Here is a 17429-nt window from a genome sequence, read left to right as displayed (position 1 = left end):
CAAAGAACGGGGCTAAGAGATGGCTATTTTAGCGTTTGATTTTGGAGGTTCAGCAGTAAAATATGGAATTTGGAACGGTCAAGAAATAACGGACAAAGGAAAATTTATAACACCAAAAACATGGGATGAAATGAAAGCGTCGTTATACGATGTATATGATGGAATCACTCAAAAAGTAGAAGGTGTTGCATTCAGTGCACCAGGCGTAGTGGATGTCCAAAAACAAATGATTAACGGAATTTCAGCGATTCCTTATATCCATAAATTCAATATATTTAAAGAACTAGAGGAGTTATTTAAACTTCCTGTCTCAATCGAAAACGATGCAAATTGTGCAGGAATGGCAGAAATTTACGAAGGTGTTGCCAAGGGCAAAAAAGAAGTTGTATTCGTTGTCGTAGGAACTGGAATCGGTGGTGCAATTTTTCATAAAGGAAAAATTGTCAAAGGAGCTCATCTTTATGGCGGTGAATTTGGCTTGATGTATCTAAGTGGAGGTGAAACATTTAGTAAACTTGGAACAGCTGTTCAAATGGCTTGGCGTTATTGCGAACGTAAAGGTGTAGATAAAGAGGCCTTTTCTGGGGAAGACGTGTTTGCTTTTGCAAAAGCTGGCGATGAAGTGGCATTAGAAGAGGTTAATAATTTTTATGAGTATTTAACTCAAGGGCTGTTTAGCATTCAATTTTCTCTTGATCCAGAGATGATTGTTTTAGGTGGGGGTGTTTCTGCTAAAAAAGGGTTACTTGATGAAATCAACCAGCGGATGAAAGTAAAACTAGCTCATTTTGAATTACATGATTTTATTCCGCAAATCGTAGCCTGTGAGTTTAAGAATGATGCTAATTTGATTGGAGCGGCAGCAAATTTTTTAGCAAACCAAAATTAAAAAATCAACAAACGAAAACGTCAAATTGCGGTTCGCAAGGAGACGTTTTTTTACGTATAGAAACTGGGTAATTCTTATATGTAAGTAACGAACGATTTTTAATAATTTGAATTATAGAAATTTTCTGAAAATTCATTGACATTTAACTTATTTTTGATTATATTTGTATACATACTCTTTAATAATTATATAAGCAAAGAGAATTATCTGGCTTTTCGTACTAACTTAACTAGTTAAAAATGAAAACGAATGAAGGAAAAAATGCCTAAGTTAGTTTTTCTTATTTTTCTGTCAGAGTTAGACCGACACGATCAGCATTCAAACTAATGGGGGTTATACGATGAAAAAATTCAGTTTTTTATTTGCTAGTCTATTTTTACTAGCAGCATGTGGACCAGCTGCTGGAGGTGGCGCAAGTGGCGGTGGAAATAAAGTTGAAGGTGACACAATCAAAATTGGAATGAACATGGAACTTTCTGGGGATGTATCGGCGTATGGGAATGCTGAAAAAGAAGGAATTAAATTAGCGGTTGAAGAAATCAACGATGCAGGCGGTGTTCTTGGCAAAAAATTAGAATTGATTGAAAAAGACAATAAATCAGAAAATGGTGAAGCAACATCTGTTGCGGCCAATTTAACCGCCAAAGATAAAGTGGTTGCAGTGATTGGACCTGCAACATCAGGTGCAACAAAAGCAACCATTCCAAATATGACAAAAGCAGCAGTACCAGTGATCACACCATCTGGAACAGATGATAGTATCACTCTTGTAAATGATAAAGTACAAGAATATATTTTTAGAGCATGTTTCCAAGATACGTTCCAAGGTGTTATCTTAGCAAATTACGCTCAAAATAATTTAAAAGCAAAAAATGTGGTAATCATTGGTGATAATTCAAGTGATTATGCCATTGGCTTAACAAAATCATTTAAAGAAACATATAAAGGAAAAATCACTAAAGAAGAGACGTTCACAGCTGGTGACAAAGATTTCCAAGCGATCTTGACTAAAATCAAAGACCTTGATTACGATGCAATTTACATTCCAGGGTATTATGCTGAAGCAGGCTTAATTATCAAGCAAGCACGTGAAATGGGCATCAACAAACCAATTCTTGGCGCAGACGGATTCGGAGATGAGAAATTAGTAGAAATCGCTGGGGCTAAAAATGTCTCTGATGTTTATTATACAGGGCACTTCTCAGAAGAAGCACCAGCTACAGATAAAGTAAAACCATTCGTAGAAGCATTCAAGAAAAAATATGACAAACAACCATCTGCATTTAACGCTTTAGGTTACGATTCTGTCTATATGTTAAAACAAGCAATGGAAGACAAAGATTCAGCTGATTCAAAAGATATCACTGAAGGGTTAGCCTCATTGAAAGATTTCGTTGGTGTTACAGGAAAAATGACAATGGACAAAGACCACAATCCTGAAAAATCAGTGGTTGTATTAGGAATGACGAATGGAAAAGAAAGCTCTGCAGAAGCTGTAAATCCTTAAATATATACAATCCATATAAAATCTGAAGAGGGTGAGACAAGGGTATACGTTTTGTCCATCCTCTGTTTTCATTAGTACAGCAACAATTATTCTAAAATATTGGAAGTGATAAACATGGAAGTAGTTATCCAACAACTAGTAAATGGGCTTTTTCTAGGTAGTATTTATGCTTTATTGGCTTTAGGCTATACAATGGTTTATGGCATTATCAAATTAATTAACTTTGCCCATGGAGAAATCTATATGTTGGGCGGTTTTATGGGGTATTTTTTCATCAATAAATTAAGCTTAGGCTTTTTCCAAGCGTTGATTTTATCCATGGCAGGAGCTGCAGTGATTGGGGTAGTGATTGAATTTTTAGCGTATCGACCACTCCGGAAATCAACGAGAATTGCAGCCTTGATTACAGCAATTGGTGTTTCGTTTTTACTACAAAACGGCATGATCTATTGGTTAGGACCAGAAAAAAAATCATTCCCTCAGGCAATCGAATTTAAAAGCTATCAACTAGGATTTATTCAAATTACAAATATTCAAGTACTTATTTTAGTTATCTCTCTAGTATTGATGGTTGCGTTGCAATTGATTGTTAAAAAGACCAAAATGGGAAAAGCGATGCGTGCAGTATCCGTTGATGCAGATGCAGCACAGCTAATGGGGATCAATGTGAATCGGACGATTTCATTTACGTTTGCTTTAGGTTCCGCTTTAGCAGCAGCAGCAGGTATGTTGATTGGGTTGTATTATAATTCGATTGATCCGATGATGGGTGTAGTACCAGGACTTAAGTCTTTTGTAGCGGCTGTTTTAGGTGGAATTGGGATTATCCCTGGTGCGGCTCTTGGAGGATTTGTGATTGGCTTGTTAGAGACATTAACCATTGCTTTAGGTTTTTCAGATTATAAAGACGCAGTAGTGTATGCTTTATTGATTATTATATTATTGATTCGTCCAGCAGGTATTTTGGGCAAAAACATTAAAGAGAAAGTGTAGGTGGCGTGCATGAAAAAGAATTTAAAATATAATATTGTCTGGCTTTTAATTGCGGCTGCTGCTTATGCCTTTATTTATGTATTATATCTAACGGGTGTCATCACACCTTTTACCGAATATACATTAATTACAATTGGTATCAATATTATGCTGGCATTAGGGTTAAATTTAATCATCGGTTTTTCCGGTCAGTTTTCATTAGGACATGCAGGGTTTACGGCGATCGGTGCTTACAGTGCTGCGATTATGTCTGTCAACTATCCAACAATGAGCGGCTTTTTAAGTGGTGTGTTGTTAGGAATTGTATTATCAGGGATTGTAGCTTTAGTAGTTGGTATTCCTACTTTGAGACTTAAAGGGGATTACTTAGCGATTGCCACATTAGGTATTTCAGAAATTATTCGAATCATCATTATCAATATGAAAGACGTTACGAATGGACCAGCGGGGATTTTTGGGATTCCGCCAATGGTCAACTGGTCATTAGTCTTTGGTTTTGTAGTGATCGTGACATTAATTATTGTGAATTTTATCCATAGCGGTCCTGGACGAGCAACAATGGCTATTAGAGAAGATGAGATAGCGGCTGAATCAATGGGTGTGAATACAACAAAATATAAAGTGATTGCCTTTATCATTGGTGCTGTTACGGCTAGCGTAGCAGGAGCGATTTATTCTAGTTATGTTCAAACAATTGCACCAAAAGATTTTGGTTTTATGAAGTCGATTGATGTGTTGATTATCGTTGTGTTTGGTGGAATTGGTAGTGTAACTGGCACATTTATCTCAGCGATTGTTCTAGGTATTTTAAATATGTTTTTACAAGATGCAGGTGCGTTACGGATGATTATCTATGCGTTAGCCTTAATTATTATTATGATTTTTAAACCTGGCGGACTTTTAGGAACATGGGAATTTTCTGTAAAAAAATTAGTGAATAAAAAGGAGGATAAATCAAATGCCTCTACTGAACGTTAGTAATTTAACTAAAAACTTCGGCGGATTAGCTGCTGTATCTAATGTAAATATTACATTAGAACAAAACGAATTGATTGGGTTGATCGGTCCTAATGGTGCAGGGAAAACAACTTTGTTTAATCTTCTGACTGGTGTATATGAACCAAGCGAAGGTACTGTGGTTCTGGATTTATCAGGTAAAGAACAAGTATTAAATGGAATGAAACCATATAAAATTGCTGATATGGGATTAAGCAGAACCTTTCAAAATATTCGTTTATTTAAAGATTTAACGGTTATGGATAATGTATTGATTGCCATGAATAGTAAAAATAAAGAAGGCATTATTTCAAGTATTTTGAGATTACCCGCTTTTTATAAAAAAGAAGAAGAAATGAAAACGAAAGTGTTTGAGCTTCTTGCTATTTTTGGTTTAGAAGATAAGGCACAGACCTTAGCGAAAAACTTGCCATATGGGGAACAAAGACGTTTGGAAATTGTACGTGCCTTAGCAACTCAGCCGAAGATATTGTTCTTGGATGAACCCGCAGCTGGAATGAATCCGCAAGAAACGGCTGATTTGACTAAATTGATTCGGAAAATTCAAAAAGAATTCCAGATCACTATTGTATTGATTGAACATGATATGAGTCTAGTCATGGATGTTTGTCAAAGAATTTATGTCTTAGAATACGGTAGAATTATTGCAGAAGGAAAACCTGAAGCAATTAAAAATGATTCGCGAGTAATCGAAGCCTATCTTGGAGGTGAACTATAATGTTGACAATAGAAAATTTATCCGTGCATTATGGTGTAATACAAGCGGTTAAAGATGTGAGTTTTAATGTAGAACAAGGAGAAATCGTATCATTGATTGGTGCTAATGGTGCAGGGAAAACAACAATCCTAAGAACAATCTCCGGGTTGAATCGTCCGTCAAAAGGAAGCATTACTTTTGAAGGTCAGCCAATTCAAAAAATGCTTCCGCAAAAAATCGTAGCCTCAGGTCTTTGCCAAGTACCAGAAGGACGCCATGTTTTCTCTGGATTAACTGTTCAAGAAAATTTAGAAATGGGTGCCTTTTTAAGAAAAGATAATGAATTAAAAAAAGATTACGAGATGATTTTTGATCGTTTTCCTATTTTAAAAGAAAGAAAAAATCAAGATGCGTCTACCTTATCAGGTGGTGAGCAGCAGATGCTTGCAATGGGAAGAGCATTGATGTCCAAACCTAAGCTATTATTACTGGATGAACCATCGATGGGGTTAGCACCCATATTTATACAAGAAATTTTTAATATTATAAAAGAAATAAATAAACAAGGAACAACTGTTTTGTTGATTGAACAAAATGCAAAAATGGCGTTATCCATTGCAGATCGAGGCTATGTTTTGGAAACAGGTTCGGTCGTTTTAAGTGGTCGTGGCGAAGAATTATTAAACAGTGAAGAAGTGAAAAAAGCATATTTAGGAGGTTAAGAGTATGAGCGTAAGTGATTTTATGACAACTGAATTAATCATTGCACAACCAGAAATGAAAATTTTTGATGCTGTTGATTTGATGAAAAAAAATAATATCCATCGATTGCCTGTAGAAAAAGACGGGAAACTTATAGGATTAATCACAGAAGGAACGATTCAATCCGCGATGCCTTCAAAAGCAACAAGCTTAAGTGTTTATGAAGTAAATTATTTGTTAAATAAAACAACCGTTGAAGATGTCATGGTAAAACAGGTTCAAACAATCAAACCAGAAGCTTCACTAGAAGATGGCATCTTTCAAATGCGCCAAAATAATATTGGTGTTCTCCCTGTTATTGACGAAACAGACAAACTAGTAGGTATTATTACAAACAATGACATTTTTGATGCTTTTTTAAAAATTACGGGATACCATGATGGCGGAACGAGAATCCAGCTTCGGATTCCAGAAGATCATAAAGGCATTTTAGCAGATATCACAAAACTATTGGCGGATAATGATTTTAGTATTTTGACCGTTGTTGTCAATCGCAAAGAACAAGAAACAATAATTGAGTTACAGATTGAAAGTCAACAAACCAATCAACTAAAAACACTTCTAAAAGAAGCAGGATATGATGTTTTTGAAGCTGTACTTCTGTCACAAAAAAAATAAAAAATTCTTTGTAGGAATATTTTTCTCTAAAAAAATTTTCTGAAAACAGTTTGACTATTAAAGTTGCTTGTGATAATTTTATATAGTGACGTGTAGTTCTTACACGTTCCACTAAAAATTGAAGACGGAAGACACTTGTTGTCTTTACTACATCTTCTCTAAGATAAACAAAAACATTTTAGTGGTTGTTGTTGGTATAATTTTTGCAGCTCTGTTGCAATTAATTATAAATATTTAAGATGGGAGGAAAACAAATGAAAAAAGTTATTGGATTTATCGTTGCAGTAGCAATGGTGTTAAGTTTTGCACCACTAGCTTCAGCTGACGGTGCTATCTCAACAGCGGAACAGTCTATTCTTAATGAATTGAATGCTGGCGCAACAATCGGCGGCAAAAAATTCAATTTTGATGCAGCTGAAACAAATGCAGCTGCTAACCACTTGAAACGTGTTGATTTGACACAAGCTCAAGTAGACGAAGCTGTTAAAAACATCCAAGCGGCTCGTGCTTTAGTTGAAGGCGTATCTGTTAATACTTCAGGTGCTAACTCACTTGCTAAAGCAATTAGCTTATTACCAGCTAACGTAATTTCTCAAGTACAAAATTACGCGATTGCTGCTGGTAACGCTGTAGGCGTGAAAATCACTTTTGGAGCTCGCGGAAGCTACTCTGCAGTGACAATCACAGATGCTAATGGCGCGCCTGTTTACAAAACTGGTTCTCCAGTGAAAAATACAGGTTCGAATTACGCATTAAGCGGAATTACTTTTGGCTCATTAATCGTTGCTGCAGCAGGTGCAGTATTTGTGAGCAGAAAGAACAAATTAGCATAAGATGAAACAACTAAAAAGAGTAGGGGCATTTATTTATGTGCCTCTTCTCTTTATGTGTTTTGGCTATCTCATTATTTACATAATTGGTGCACCTGTCATTAATTTCGCTTCATCAGCTGTGGATCTGATTTCATTGAATGATGCCCCGTCTTTTGATCAAAAGGGAACAAATCTTTTTGCACAAAGGGACAAAGTAAAAAAACAATTATCATCCGACAAAGTAGCAGACAAATCAGATGATAAGACAGAGAATAAATCAGAAGGTCAGGCGACTGGCAACTCGGTTGATGGCAAACACGCTGCAACTGGAGAACAAACATCTGAACAAGGAAAACTATCCTCTTCTAATATGGTCTATCCAGTAGGTGGCGATCAATTTGGTGAGGTAGTAATCGATAAAGTAGGAATTAATGAACCATTATTCTATGGAGATAGTGAAGAAATTTTACGTTTGGGCGCAGGACAGTATATCGGTAGTATGATTCCAGGCGACTTAGGAACTACCTTGATCGGTGGTCATAATCTGCCATCATTTGGAAAAATTTATTATTTGGAACCTGGAGACGAAGTAAGCGTTCACACGCATTATGGTGATTATACATATCGTGTGACAGATATAAAGATTGCGAACTATAAAGATCCGTCAATAAACACCAAATTAGGTGACCGCTCTAAACGATCACTGATTCTATATACTTGTTACCCATTAGATGCGATTGGATTAACGCCGGAACGAGTATTTGTTTCTGCAGATTATGTATCTGGTCCAATCATTGATGAGAAGTCATAAGGAGGAGAATCAGTACGATGAAAAACCGCAGTCAACGAATAAAAGTACTTTCACGTTTTTTTATTGCTTTTTTATCTTCCGTCTTTTTATTTGCATTTCTAATTTTGTTAACGTTACGTGTCACGCTTTTTAGTGAAAACTATATTGCGAAGCAAGCAACTAAAGCAGACTACTATACGCAACTAACAAAAGAAATCAATCGACAAATTGAAAGTAGTGCTTTAGGAAGTAATATTCCAGAAGGTGTGTTAAATCAATCTGTCAAAAAAGAGTTAGTGGAGAAAGATGTTCGTGCATATTTTAAAGCAATGTACAATTCTGGCACAAAATACTCCATTACTAGTGAAACAGAAATTCATGATACTGTTGCTCGTTTGATCACAAACTATATGGAAGAAAATAAAATTCAGTCGACAGATGAGTCAAAACAAGCTGTTACAGGTCTGGCAGATCAAGCAGTGACAATTTATAAAGGCTACGTTGAATTACCATTTTTAGTTTCATATGGACGAAAAGTGATGAATTATAAATCAAAATTAGTAATGTTCATGGCTACTTGTGGTGTTTTATGGGTTGTATTAAGCGTATCGCTGTACAATTCGTTAAGAGGCTATTTCCATCGCTTGTCAAGATACTTGTCATATATATGTATTGGTAGTGGGCTGATGATGGTTATTGTGCCATCAGCGATTTTATTGCAAGGTTTTTTAAAAAGACTCGCAATTCAATCGAAAGCGATGTATGATTTTATACAAACCTATCTTTCGAGTTTTTTATGGCTATTTATCATAGTAGGTATTGTTTCTATTATAGTAGGAATTAGTTTTGCCATACTGAGTGAAGTGAAGAGGAAACAACTATTTAGTGCTTAATAAAAAAATTTTTGCATCTATCTAAAGTGATAGGTGCTTTTTTTTACAGAACATGATACCATAGACTCTTGGAGGGATAAAGATGTCAAAGAAAAATAAAGATATTGAAGTCAAAATTGAAGAAACACAGAAAAAAATCAATGGTCAGACGCTTACAGTAAACACACTGATCATTGGCAAAAAAGAAATTGGTCAAGTCGTCGTACAAGAATCAAAAAAATTTGCAGTAATGATTGATGACCGTCATGAAGCAACTGTAAAAACGCTAGATGAAGCGATTGAATACATCATTCGTCAATGGAATTTGAACGACTAAAATAAATAACAATTTTTTTTCGAAATATGCTTGCATTTTGCTCGAAAATTTTGTATTATAACTAAGTCAGGTTTTTTACTAAAACCTTTTGGAGGAATAGCGAAGTGGCTAAACGCGACGGACTGTAAATCCGTTCCTTAGGGTTCAGTGGTTCGAATCCACTTTCCTCCATTTTTTTTTGGGGTATGGCCAAGCGGTAAGGCAACAGACTTTGACTCTGTCATGCGTTGGTTCGAATCCAGCTACCCCAGTCTTAGTAGAACAACTCTATGTGAGTTGTTCTTTTTTTTGAGAAAAGAGATCATTTGATGACTTCAGTTCTCTTTTACAAAAATATATGATAAAGTGAATGAAAAAGTATAAGGAGTGAATCAAATGGGGATTAAAGAAAAAATAACCGAAACAGCTGAAAAAGTCTATGATTTAGCCCGTGAAGGGAAATACGATGTAAAAGTTGATCTTTTTGGCAAAAAGAATAAAGGTGAAAAGCCAGCTGGTGTTCAAATTGTTACTGCTAGAGATACAGCCCATACCAAAAAATGGCGTGCTAAAAACCGCTAGATAGAAAAGTAAAGAATAGTCTGAATCATAACGAGTATGTTTTGATTCAGACTATTCTTTTTGCCCTCTATTTTTCGATTTCAATGCCTAAAACGGTGAGATGACCATTTCCAACTAATTTAATAACAAGCCTAGCTAAGTGGTTAGGAGACATGTCTGTGTCACTTGTAATCCACCAGTGAAGGGTAGCTGTGAAAATGGATGTCATATACTCAATGATAAAATCTAGTGGTACCTCAATATCATTTTCAGTAATTTTTAACGTACAAAAGATATATGCATACTTTTCATAAATAATCTCTGCCAATCGTTTTCGTAATAACTCATTGGAACTCCCATCCATGATGGTCAAAACAAAATTTTTGTTTTTTTGAATATTTATATAAATATGTGTCAGTAACAACTCGATTTGCTTTACCTTGACTCGATTACTGACAATGATCTGTTCTGTATCAATCACAGAGGTAAACGCATTGACTGCAAAATCAAAAATTTGTTCATAAAGGTCTTGTTTGTCTTTGAAATGGGCATAAAAAGTTGCACGATTGATCATGGCTTCATCTGCAATGTCTTGGATCGTTACACAATCGTAGCCTTTTTCTTCTACTAAATGAACGAAAGCTTGGATAATCATTTTGTGTGTTCGTTGTACTCGAAGGTCTGTTTTCTTTGACATAAAAAATTCCTTTCGAAATAATCAACAGTTTCTGAAAGTTTGTTGCTTATCTCACAAATTAGGGTCATTTGCTTGTTGCAAATAAATTAGAATCTTTCTAAAATATACATAAGTATTATATCAGACATCTTGTAGGATAATCAACAAAGTGTTGGAAAATAAAAGGATATGTCCATTTAAGGAGATTAAAAACATGACAATAAGAGCTGGAATAGATGTTGGGTCAACAACTGTGAAATTAGTAATTATGGATGAAAAAAATCACACATTATTTGCTAAATACGAACGTCATTATTCAGATGTTAGGGCAGCAACTGAGAAAGTTTTGAAAGAAGGGATGACTGTAATAGGTGATACTACACCACTTACAATGACTATTACAGGATCAGGTGGAATGGGTCTTGCTGATGTATTAAACATTTCGTTTGTGCAAGAGGTAATCGCATGTACAAAAACAGTTGAAGAGATTATTCCAGAAACCGATGTAGCAATTGAATTAGGTGGTGAAGATGCGAAGATTACTTTCTTTGAAGGCGCCTTGGAACAACGCATGAATGGTAGTTGTGCAGGTGGGACGGGGGCATTTATCGATCAGATGGCTGTCTTACTAAAAACAGATGCTAATGGTGTTAATGAATTAGCCAAAAAGTATCAGACAATTTATCCAATAGCTTCAAGATGTGGTGTTTTCGCCAAAACAGATGTACAACCGTTGATTAATGAAGGTGCAGCAAAAGAAGATATTGCTGCAAGTATTTTTCAAGCGGTTGTTAATCAGACAATTGCTGGTCTTGCTTCTGGAAGAAAAATCAAAGGAAAAATAGCTTTTTTAGGCGGACCGTTATTTTTCATGTCTGAGCTTAGAAAACGATTTATTGAAACCTTGGATGTCCAACCAGAAAATGTGATTTTCCCAGAAAATCCGCAATTGTTCGTAGCAATGGGGGCAGCCATTTATTCAGAAGGGGCTAAGACAACAACTCTGGTTGAACTAATCAGCCGATTAACTGACGGGGATCAAGAGCAGTTAAAACCAACAGATACATTAGAACCACTTTTCAAAGATACGTCTGAGTTGAACGAATTTAGAAAGCGGCACAATCAAGCTCGTGCAACAGAAAAATCTTTGGCGGAACATCGCGGTGTCACTTTTTTAGGAATTGATGCAGGTTCCACAACAACTAAAGTGACATTGATTGACGAGGAAGGAAACTTGTTATTTTCTTTTTATGGGAATAATCAAGGACAGCCGCTAGAAACAACGATGACAGTATTAAAAGAGCTGTACCAACAATTACCAGAGGGTGTTTTTATTGGGAAATCTGCTGTGACTGGCTACGGTGAACATTTAATCAAAAATGCGCTGAAAGTAGATATTGGAGAAGTTGAAACGATGGCCCATTACAAAGCGGCTGATCATTTTCAACCAGGCGTTGATTTTATTTTAGATATTGGTGGACAAGATATGAAGGCGATGACGATTAAAGACGGTGTTTTGTCTTCTATTCAGCTAAATGAAGCATGTTCATCTGGGTGCGGTTCCTTTATTGAAACATTTGCCAAGTCGTTGAACTTTGATGTCAAAGATTTTGCGATTGAAGCATTGAGTTCAAAAGCACCAGTAGATCTTGGCTCTCGTTGTACTGTATTTATGAACTCAAAAGTAAAACAGGTTCAAAAAGAAGGTGCTTCGGTTGGTGATATTTCTGCTGGACTTTCCTATTCAGTAATTAAAAATGCGATTTATAAAGTTATCAAAGTGCGAAGACCAGAAGAACTAGGGAAAAAAATCGTCTGTCAAGGTGGCACATTTTATAATGAAGCTGTGTTGCGTGCATTTGAATTGGTTAGTGAAAGAGAGGTTGTTCGACCGTCAATTGCAGGCTTGATGGGTGCTTATGGCGCTGCATTGATTGCTTTAGAGGATTATGAATTAGGACAAGAAACAACTCTTTTGGGCTTGGATGAACTGGATTCTTTTACAGCTGAAAAAGAATTTACGCATTGTGGTCTTTGTGAAAATAATTGTATGATGACTGTTACGATTTTTTCAGACGGTCGACAATTTGTGACAGGAAACCGTTGTGAACGTGGGGCAAGAATTAAAATCAAAAGAGAAGATCGTAGAGTGAATCTAGTTGACTACAAGTATCGTAAATTATTTAAGTATCGTCCGTTGAAAGAAAAAGATGCCCTTCATGGGAGAATTGGGATTCCACGTGTACTGAATATGTATGAGAATTATCCTTTATGGCACACGTTTTTCACTGATTTAGGTTTTAGAGTAGAATTGTCTCCGCGTTCCAATAAAGAATTATATGAGCAAGGAATGGAAACTATTCCAAGTGATACAGCCTGTTATCCTGCTAAGTTATCCCATGGGCATATTCAAGCCTTGATTGACTCTAAAATACCAATGATTTTCTACCCAGGTGTTGTATTTGAGCGACAAGAGTCACTAGAAGCAGACAACCATTTTAATTGTCCAATCGTGCAAAGTTATCCTGATGTGATAAAAAACAATGTTGACGATATTCGTGATGGTAAAGTAGACTATCGTAATCCTTTTATTAACTTGGCGAATGAAGCCTCTGTTGCGAATGTGTTAAGTGAAACGTTTGCTGATTTAGGTATCTCAAAAGAACAAGTCGAAAAAGCGTTACGGCATGGGTACGAAGAACTGGATGCCTTTAAAGAAGATATCCGCAATAAAGGTGAAGAAACATTGATGATGCTGAATCAAAAAGGAGAGCGGGGAATTGTTTTATCTGGACGTCCTTATCATTTAGATCCAGAAATCAATCATGGGATTGCCGATGTAATTACCCAAGAAGGATTCCATGTGTTGACAGAAGACAGTCTTTCTCATTTGAGTGATGTAGGTAATTTACGCGTAGTCAATCAATGGGTTTACCATTCTCGTTTATACGCAGCAGCTCGTGTAGTCGCTAAATCGAAAAATCTAGAGCTTGTTCAGTTAAATTCATTTGGTTGTGGCTTAGATGCCGTAACGACTGATCAAGTAGAAGAAATCATGGATCAGTATGGAAAAATTTATACCGTGTTAAAAATCGATGAAGGGTCAAACTTAGGTGCGATTCGTATTCGGTTGCGTTCATTAAAAGCGGCAGTAAATGAACGGGAAAAAATGAATTTCGAACCCAAATTGAAACAGGAGGAACCTGAAAAAATTGTCTTCACTAAAGAAATGAAAAAGACACATACGTTACTATTGCCGATGTTAAGCCCTATTCATCAGTCTGGATTAGTCGATGTAGCCTTACAAGCATCTGGGTATAATGTCGTTTGTTTGCCGGCTGATGATCGTGAAGCAGTGAATGTGGGATTGAAATACGTGAACAATGATGCCTGTTATCCAGCGATTATTTCGATTGGTCAACTAGTCGAAGCGTTAGAAAGCGGAGAATATGATTTGAACCATGTTAGTGTAATGATGACACAAACAGGTGGAGGATGTCGGGCGACGAATTATATTCCGTTACTTAGAAAAGCATTGAATGATGCTGGATTCCCTCAAGTTCCTGTCGTTTCAGTTTCTATGGGCAATAAAGGCGTAGAATCTAATCCAGGATTTAAGTTTACGTTGCCTATGCTCAAACGTGTAGCTATTGCCTTTTTATACGGTGACCTTTTTGAGCGTGTTGTGTATCGGACGCGCCCTTATGAAACAGAAGTTGGTATGATTGATGCTCTTCATGCCAAGTGGTTAAAACAAATCGAAAAAAATGTCAGAAATGGTTCTTTGACACTATTTAACCGGAATATGAAAAAAATCATCAATGAATTTGATGAAGTACCCTTACAGGATGTTCAAAAACCGAAAGTAGGCGTCGTTGGTGAAATTCTGGTGAAATATTCCCCAACAGCGAATAATGATATCGTTCGTCTTTTAGAAGCAGAAGGTGCAGAAGCGGTAGTGCCTGATATTGTTGGTTTTATGAATTATTCTTTATACAACCAAATTTGGAAATATGAAAATATGGGGATGTCAAAACAAAGTAAAATGATCGCCCAATTTGCAATTCGGATGATTGAATATGTCGAAAAACCAATGGATAAAGCATTAAGAAGTTCTAAGAGATTTGAAGGAATCGATTCGATTCATGAATTAGCAGAAGATGCTGGTAAAATTCTTTCCATTGGTAACCATACTGGAGAAGGCTGGTTCTTAACCGGTGAAATGATTGAATTATTAAAGCAAGATGTTAACAATATTGTTTGTATGCAACCTTTTGGCTGTTTACCTAACCATGTTGTCGGCAAAGGGGTAGTTAAGGAATTGCGTCGGCAATATCCTAAGGCTAATATTGCTCCGATCGATTATGATCCAGGTGTTTCTCTAGTTAATCAGCTGAATCGCATACGTTTGATGATGGCGACAGCTCATAAAATGATGGATAAAAAAGTAAATTCTTAGCATAGACTTATAGTAACCTAAGTTGTTGTACTCTCGAACAGCTTAGGTTGTTTTTATGTACAACACAAAATCTTCTTATAATTGAAACTAAGTAATGAACAAAATGAAGCGTACCAAAAAAATAAGGGAACGTTTTCTTTACTAGCGGTTATAAATTTCAGTTGTTTATTAGGTATATACCAGTTATAATGAAAGAGAAGAAAAGGGGGATGTCAGATGGTTTCAAGTTTACCTGTTTATATTCAAATACACGATAAAATTAAAGAGGACATTGAACATGGTGTTTGGAAGATTGGTGACAGACTTCCATCAGAGCGTGAGCTAGCGCTTCAATTTAATGTTAGCCGAATGACTTTAAGACAAGCCATTCAAACACTTGCAGATGAAGGAATCTTGGAGCGTAAAATCGGTTCTGGAACCTATGTTGCTCGTAAAAAAGTCCAAGAAAAAATGACGGGAACAACCAGTTTCACAGATATTATGCTTTCCCAAAACAGAGTACCTTCTAGCCGGACGGTATCTTATTATGTAGCTAAACCAAGCTCTAGTGAAATGGAAAAATTACATCTAAAAGAAAATGAACAAATCGTACGTATGGAACGAATTCGATTTGCTGATGATTTACCAATTTGTTTTGAGGTGGCTAGTGTTCCTTATTCTTTAGTGGATCAGTACAGCAAAGCAGAAATCACTAATTCATTTTATAAAACATTGGAAGAAAAAGGCGGCAATAAAATCGGTCATGCCAATCAAACGATTTCAGCGATGTTAGCATCAGAACAGATTGCGGACTATTTAAAAATCAAGCGCGGTGATGCCATTCTTCGTTTACGTCAAATCTCTTATTTTGAAAACGGCACCCCTTTTGAGTATGTAAGAACCCAATATGTTGGCAATCGTTTTGAATTTTACTTAGAAAAATAAACAGAAACTGAACGCTTTTAGCTCATTCAAATGGAAGAGCTATCTGCATTCAGTTTCTTTCTTTATTTGGATAAATCGATTTTTTCATTGATCCAGTAAATCAACATACCGCCAACAGACATCGACAGTAATTCGCCAACACCAACGGTCAGCCACGTATAGAAAAATGGCAGCTGATAAAAATAAGTCAATTGTCCAGCTACCGTAAACATTGATAATGAACAAATAATTGCAGTCAGGATCATTTTTTTAATCGGGCTTTTCAGCTGTTTAGTTACATAATAGGATAAAAGTAAAACAATACCTGTAGATAGACTGCCGATAACAACATCAACCAAGCCTAAAGGAGAAGTGAAATTTGAAATTGCTACGCCTATAGTGACCGCTGCAATGTAGCGTTTGTTAAAAAGCGGCAGGTAGTTGAACAACTCTGAAAACCTAAGTTGAAACGCCCCAAAACTAAAAGGCGCCAAAAAAAGTGTAACGATCACATAAAGTGCTGTAATCATTGCCATTTTTGTCAATGACAGAACAGACCAAGCTTTAGTCTGTGAATTTGGATTATTCATTTGTATTCTCCTTTGTAAAACAGTTTTTCTGCTTTAGTAATAACTATGACCAAAGGAAGTGACAGAAAATATACTGCCAGCTGAAGTGTCATAGTGTGAATTACTTCACTGAATGTTATGTTAACGGAAATTCTATTATTTGTAAAGTTGTAGGGTTCTTATTTTTCCAACCAACCGCCATCAATTGTCATGACCGTCCCGTGAATATAGTCTGCCTGTTTACTAGCCAAAAATAACGTTAAAGAAGCAACTTCTTCAGGTTTTGCCCAACGTCCTGCAGGTGTTTCCTTTTCGACCCATTCAGCCATTTTCCCATCACCCGCAAAATCAGCAGCATTCATAGGGGTTTTTATCGCACCAGGAGCAATGGCGTTTGCTCGGATGCCTTGTTTGATGTAATCGTGATCCAATTGCTTAGTATAACCGATGATGGCATGTTTTGAAGCGGTATAAGCAGCACCTCCGCCACCGGCCACCATACCTGCAATGGAAGCCATATTAATGATTACGCCATATTTTTGTGACAACATTTGAGGTAAAATATGATTGGTGACTAAAAAGATTCCTTTTAAATTAACGGCTAAAACACGATCCCATAAAGTTTCTGATGTTTCCAATGTAGGGGTGTAATCATCTAAAATCCCTGCAGTATTTAATAAAATATCAATGGCTCCAAATAATTTGTTGGCTTTTTTTACGGCTACAATAATGTCACTGGTTTTTGTAACATCTCCTGTAAAGGCGGTGAATCTTCCATTAGAATCATTCGTTTTTTTTGCTGTGTTAACAAGACCGACTTCATCTAAATCCATTCCCACAACATTAGCTCCTTGTTTAACAAAAGCGATTGCTTGGGCTTGGCCGATACCAGAAGCGGCTCCTGTCACAAATATTGTTTTTCCTACGTATTCATCGAAATGCATGCGTATCCCTCTTTTCTCAAGTATAAAAGAAAAACTAGACCAAC

Annotated in this window: 17 protein-coding genes and 2 tRNA genes; 16 read left to right on the top strand and 3 right to left on the bottom strand. The window is 36.3% G+C overall.

The window, feature by feature from the left end; translation table 11 throughout:
- Positions 1-19: 19 nt before the first annotated feature.
- The 14 genes from A5880_RS02740 to A5880_RS02675 all read left to right on the top strand — a co-directional run bounded on the left by A5880_RS02740 (position 20) and on the right by A5880_RS02675 (position 9855).
- Complete coding sequence (locus A5880_RS02740) at positions 20-889, top strand: ROK family protein (protein WP_086331680.1); 870 nt, start codon at positions 20-22, stop codon at positions 887-889.
- Positions 890-1229: 340 nt separating this feature from the next.
- Positions 1230-2396 (top strand): ABC transporter substrate-binding protein, encoded by a 1167-nt coding sequence (locus A5880_RS02735; protein ID WP_086331679.1) that lies wholly within the window; start codon positions 1230-1232, stop codon positions 2394-2396.
- Between the two features lie 114 nt (positions 2397-2510).
- Positions 2511-3389 (top strand): branched-chain amino acid ABC transporter permease, encoded by an 879-nt coding sequence (locus tag A5880_RS02730; RefSeq protein WP_086331678.1) that lies wholly within the window; start codon positions 2511-2513, stop codon positions 3387-3389.
- Positions 3390-3398: 9 nt separating this feature from the next.
- Positions 3399-4367, top strand: coding sequence for a branched-chain amino acid ABC transporter permease (locus A5880_RS02725; RefSeq protein ID WP_086331677.1), 969 nt, complete (start codon positions 3399-3401; stop codon positions 4365-4367).
- Complete coding sequence (locus tag A5880_RS02720; RefSeq protein ID WP_086331676.1) at positions 4348-5124, top strand: ABC transporter ATP-binding protein; 777 nt, start codon at positions 4348-4350, stop codon at positions 5122-5124. Before A5880_RS02725 ends, A5880_RS02720 begins: the two co-directional genes overlap by 20 nt.
- Positions 5124-5825 carry an ABC transporter ATP-binding protein gene (locus A5880_RS02715; protein ID WP_086331675.1) on the top strand — a complete coding sequence of 234 codons (702 nt, stop codon included), beginning with the start codon at positions 5124-5126 and terminating at the stop codon, positions 5823-5825. The genes A5880_RS02720 and A5880_RS02715 overlap by 1 nt, the downstream gene beginning before the upstream one ends.
- Positions 5826-5829: 4 nt before the next feature.
- A complete protein-coding gene (locus A5880_RS02710; protein WP_086331674.1) occupies positions 5830-6483 on the top strand; it encodes a CBS and ACT domain-containing protein in 654 nt (217 codons plus the stop codon).
- 254 nt (positions 6484-6737) lie between these two features.
- Positions 6738-7316, top strand: a complete 579-nt coding sequence (locus tag A5880_RS02705) for a hypothetical protein (protein WP_086331673.1) — start codon at positions 6738-6740, stop codon at positions 7314-7316.
- A 1-nt stretch (position 7317) separates the two neighbouring features.
- Positions 7318-8106, top strand: a complete 789-nt coding sequence (locus A5880_RS02700; RefSeq protein WP_086331672.1) for a class D sortase — start codon at positions 7318-7320, stop codon at positions 8104-8106.
- 17 nt (positions 8107-8123) lie between these two features.
- Entirely contained in the window at positions 8124-8978 is an 855-nt protein-coding gene (locus A5880_RS02695) for a hypothetical protein (RefSeq protein ID WP_086331671.1), read from the top strand.
- An 82-nt stretch (positions 8979-9060) separates the two neighbouring features.
- Positions 9061-9294 carry a DUF2969 domain-containing protein gene (locus A5880_RS02690; protein WP_086331670.1) on the top strand — a complete coding sequence of 78 codons (234 nt, stop codon included), beginning with the start codon at positions 9061-9063 and terminating at the stop codon, positions 9292-9294.
- Between the two features lie 90 nt (positions 9295-9384).
- Positions 9385-9465: transfer RNA gene (locus A5880_RS02685), tRNA-Tyr, on the top strand.
- 8 nt (positions 9466-9473) lie between these two features.
- Positions 9474-9545 (top strand) — tRNA-Gln (locus tag A5880_RS02680).
- Between the two features lie 124 nt (positions 9546-9669).
- Positions 9670-9855: a hypothetical protein gene (locus A5880_RS02675; RefSeq protein WP_086331669.1), complete on the top strand. Its 186-nt coding sequence runs from the start codon at positions 9670-9672 to the stop codon at positions 9853-9855.
- Positions 9856-9922: 67 nt separating this feature from the next.
- On the opposite strand, the gene A5880_RS02670 is transcribed toward A5880_RS02675, so the two are convergent.
- Positions 9923-10531: a TetR/AcrR family transcriptional regulator gene (locus A5880_RS02670; RefSeq protein WP_086331668.1), complete on the bottom strand. Its 609-nt coding sequence runs from the start codon at positions 10529-10531 to the stop codon at positions 9923-9925.
- A 193-nt stretch (positions 10532-10724) separates the two neighbouring features.
- On the opposite strand from A5880_RS02670, the gene A5880_RS02665 reads away from it, so the two are divergent.
- Complete coding sequence (locus tag A5880_RS02665) at positions 10725-14969, top strand: 2-hydroxyacyl-CoA dehydratase (RefSeq protein ID WP_086331667.1); 4245 nt, start codon at positions 10725-10727, stop codon at positions 14967-14969.
- Positions 14970-15185: 216 nt separating this feature from the next.
- Positions 15186-15893: a GntR family transcriptional regulator gene (locus tag A5880_RS02660; RefSeq protein WP_086331666.1), complete on the top strand. Its 708-nt coding sequence runs from the start codon at positions 15186-15188 to the stop codon at positions 15891-15893.
- A gap of 62 nt (positions 15894-15955) precedes the next feature.
- Here A5880_RS02660 and A5880_RS02655 read toward each other — a convergent pair whose 3' ends face one another.
- Both A5880_RS02655 and A5880_RS02650 read right to left on the bottom strand, forming a co-directional pair.
- A complete protein-coding gene (locus A5880_RS02655; RefSeq protein ID WP_086331665.1) occupies positions 15956-16462 on the bottom strand; it encodes a QueT transporter family protein in 507 nt (168 codons plus the stop codon).
- Positions 16463-16620: 158 nt separating this feature from the next.
- On the bottom strand, positions 16621-17385 hold the full coding sequence (locus A5880_RS02650; RefSeq protein WP_086331664.1) for a 3-oxoacyl-ACP reductase: 765 nt from the start codon (positions 17383-17385) through the stop codon (positions 16621-16623).
- Between the last annotated feature and the right edge of the window lie 44 nt (positions 17386-17429).

The organism is Enterococcus sp. 4G2_DIV0659 (genome assembly GCF_002140715.2).
GTDB classification, from domain to species: domain Bacteria; phylum Bacillota; class Bacilli; order Lactobacillales; family Enterococcaceae; genus Enterococcus_L; species Enterococcus_L mansonii.
This window is presented reverse-complemented; position numbering and strand designations above follow the sequence as displayed.

What these genes read in the sequence shown, in the direction of transcription:
- A5880_RS02740 (WP_086331680.1), top strand. Translation starts at nt 20, where the DNA reads ATGGCTATTTTAGCGTTTGATTTTGGAGGTTCAGCAGTAAAATATGGA.
- A5880_RS02735 (WP_086331679.1), top strand. Translation starts at nt 1,230, where the DNA reads ATGAAAAAATTCAGTTTTTTATTTGCTAGTCTATTTTTACTAGCAGCA.
- A5880_RS02730 (WP_086331678.1), top strand. Translation starts at nt 2,511, where the DNA reads ATGGAAGTAGTTATCCAACAACTAGTAAATGGGCTTTTTCTAGGTAGT.
- A5880_RS02725 (WP_086331677.1), top strand. Translation starts at nt 3,399, where the DNA reads ATGAAAAAGAATTTAAAATATAATATTGTCTGGCTTTTAATTGCGGCT.
- A5880_RS02720 (WP_086331676.1), top strand. Translation starts at nt 4,348, where the DNA reads ATGCCTCTACTGAACGTTAGTAATTTAACTAAAAACTTCGGCGGATTA.
- A5880_RS02715 (WP_086331675.1), top strand. Translation starts at nt 5,124, where the DNA reads ATGTTGACAATAGAAAATTTATCCGTGCATTATGGTGTAATACAAGCG.
- A5880_RS02710 (WP_086331674.1), top strand. Translation starts at nt 5,830, where the DNA reads ATGAGCGTAAGTGATTTTATGACAACTGAATTAATCATTGCACAACCA.
- A5880_RS02705 (WP_086331673.1), top strand. Translation starts at nt 6,738, where the DNA reads ATGAAAAAAGTTATTGGATTTATCGTTGCAGTAGCAATGGTGTTAAGT.
- A5880_RS02700 (WP_086331672.1), top strand. Translation starts at nt 7,318, where the DNA reads ATGAAACAACTAAAAAGAGTAGGGGCATTTATTTATGTGCCTCTTCTC.
- A5880_RS02695 (WP_086331671.1), top strand. Translation starts at nt 8,124, where the DNA reads ATGAAAAACCGCAGTCAACGAATAAAAGTACTTTCACGTTTTTTTATT.
- A5880_RS02690 (WP_086331670.1), top strand. Translation starts at nt 9,061, where the DNA reads ATGTCAAAGAAAAATAAAGATATTGAAGTCAAAATTGAAGAAACACAG.
- A5880_RS02675 (WP_086331669.1), top strand. Translation starts at nt 9,670, where the DNA reads ATGGGGATTAAAGAAAAAATAACCGAAACAGCTGAAAAAGTCTATGAT.
- A5880_RS02670 (WP_086331668.1), bottom strand. Translation starts at nt 10,531, where the DNA reads ATGTCAAAGAAAACAGACCTTCGAGTACAACGAACACACAAAATGATT.
- A5880_RS02665 (WP_086331667.1), top strand. Translation starts at nt 10,725, where the DNA reads ATGACAATAAGAGCTGGAATAGATGTTGGGTCAACAACTGTGAAATTA.
- A5880_RS02660 (WP_086331666.1), top strand. Translation starts at nt 15,186, where the DNA reads ATGGTTTCAAGTTTACCTGTTTATATTCAAATACACGATAAAATTAAA.
- A5880_RS02655 (WP_086331665.1), bottom strand. Translation starts at nt 16,462, where the DNA reads ATGAATAATCCAAATTCACAGACTAAAGCTTGGTCTGTTCTGTCATTG.
- A5880_RS02650 (WP_086331664.1), bottom strand. Translation starts at nt 17,385, where the DNA reads ATGCATTTCGATGAATACGTAGGAAAAACAATATTTGTGACAGGAGCC.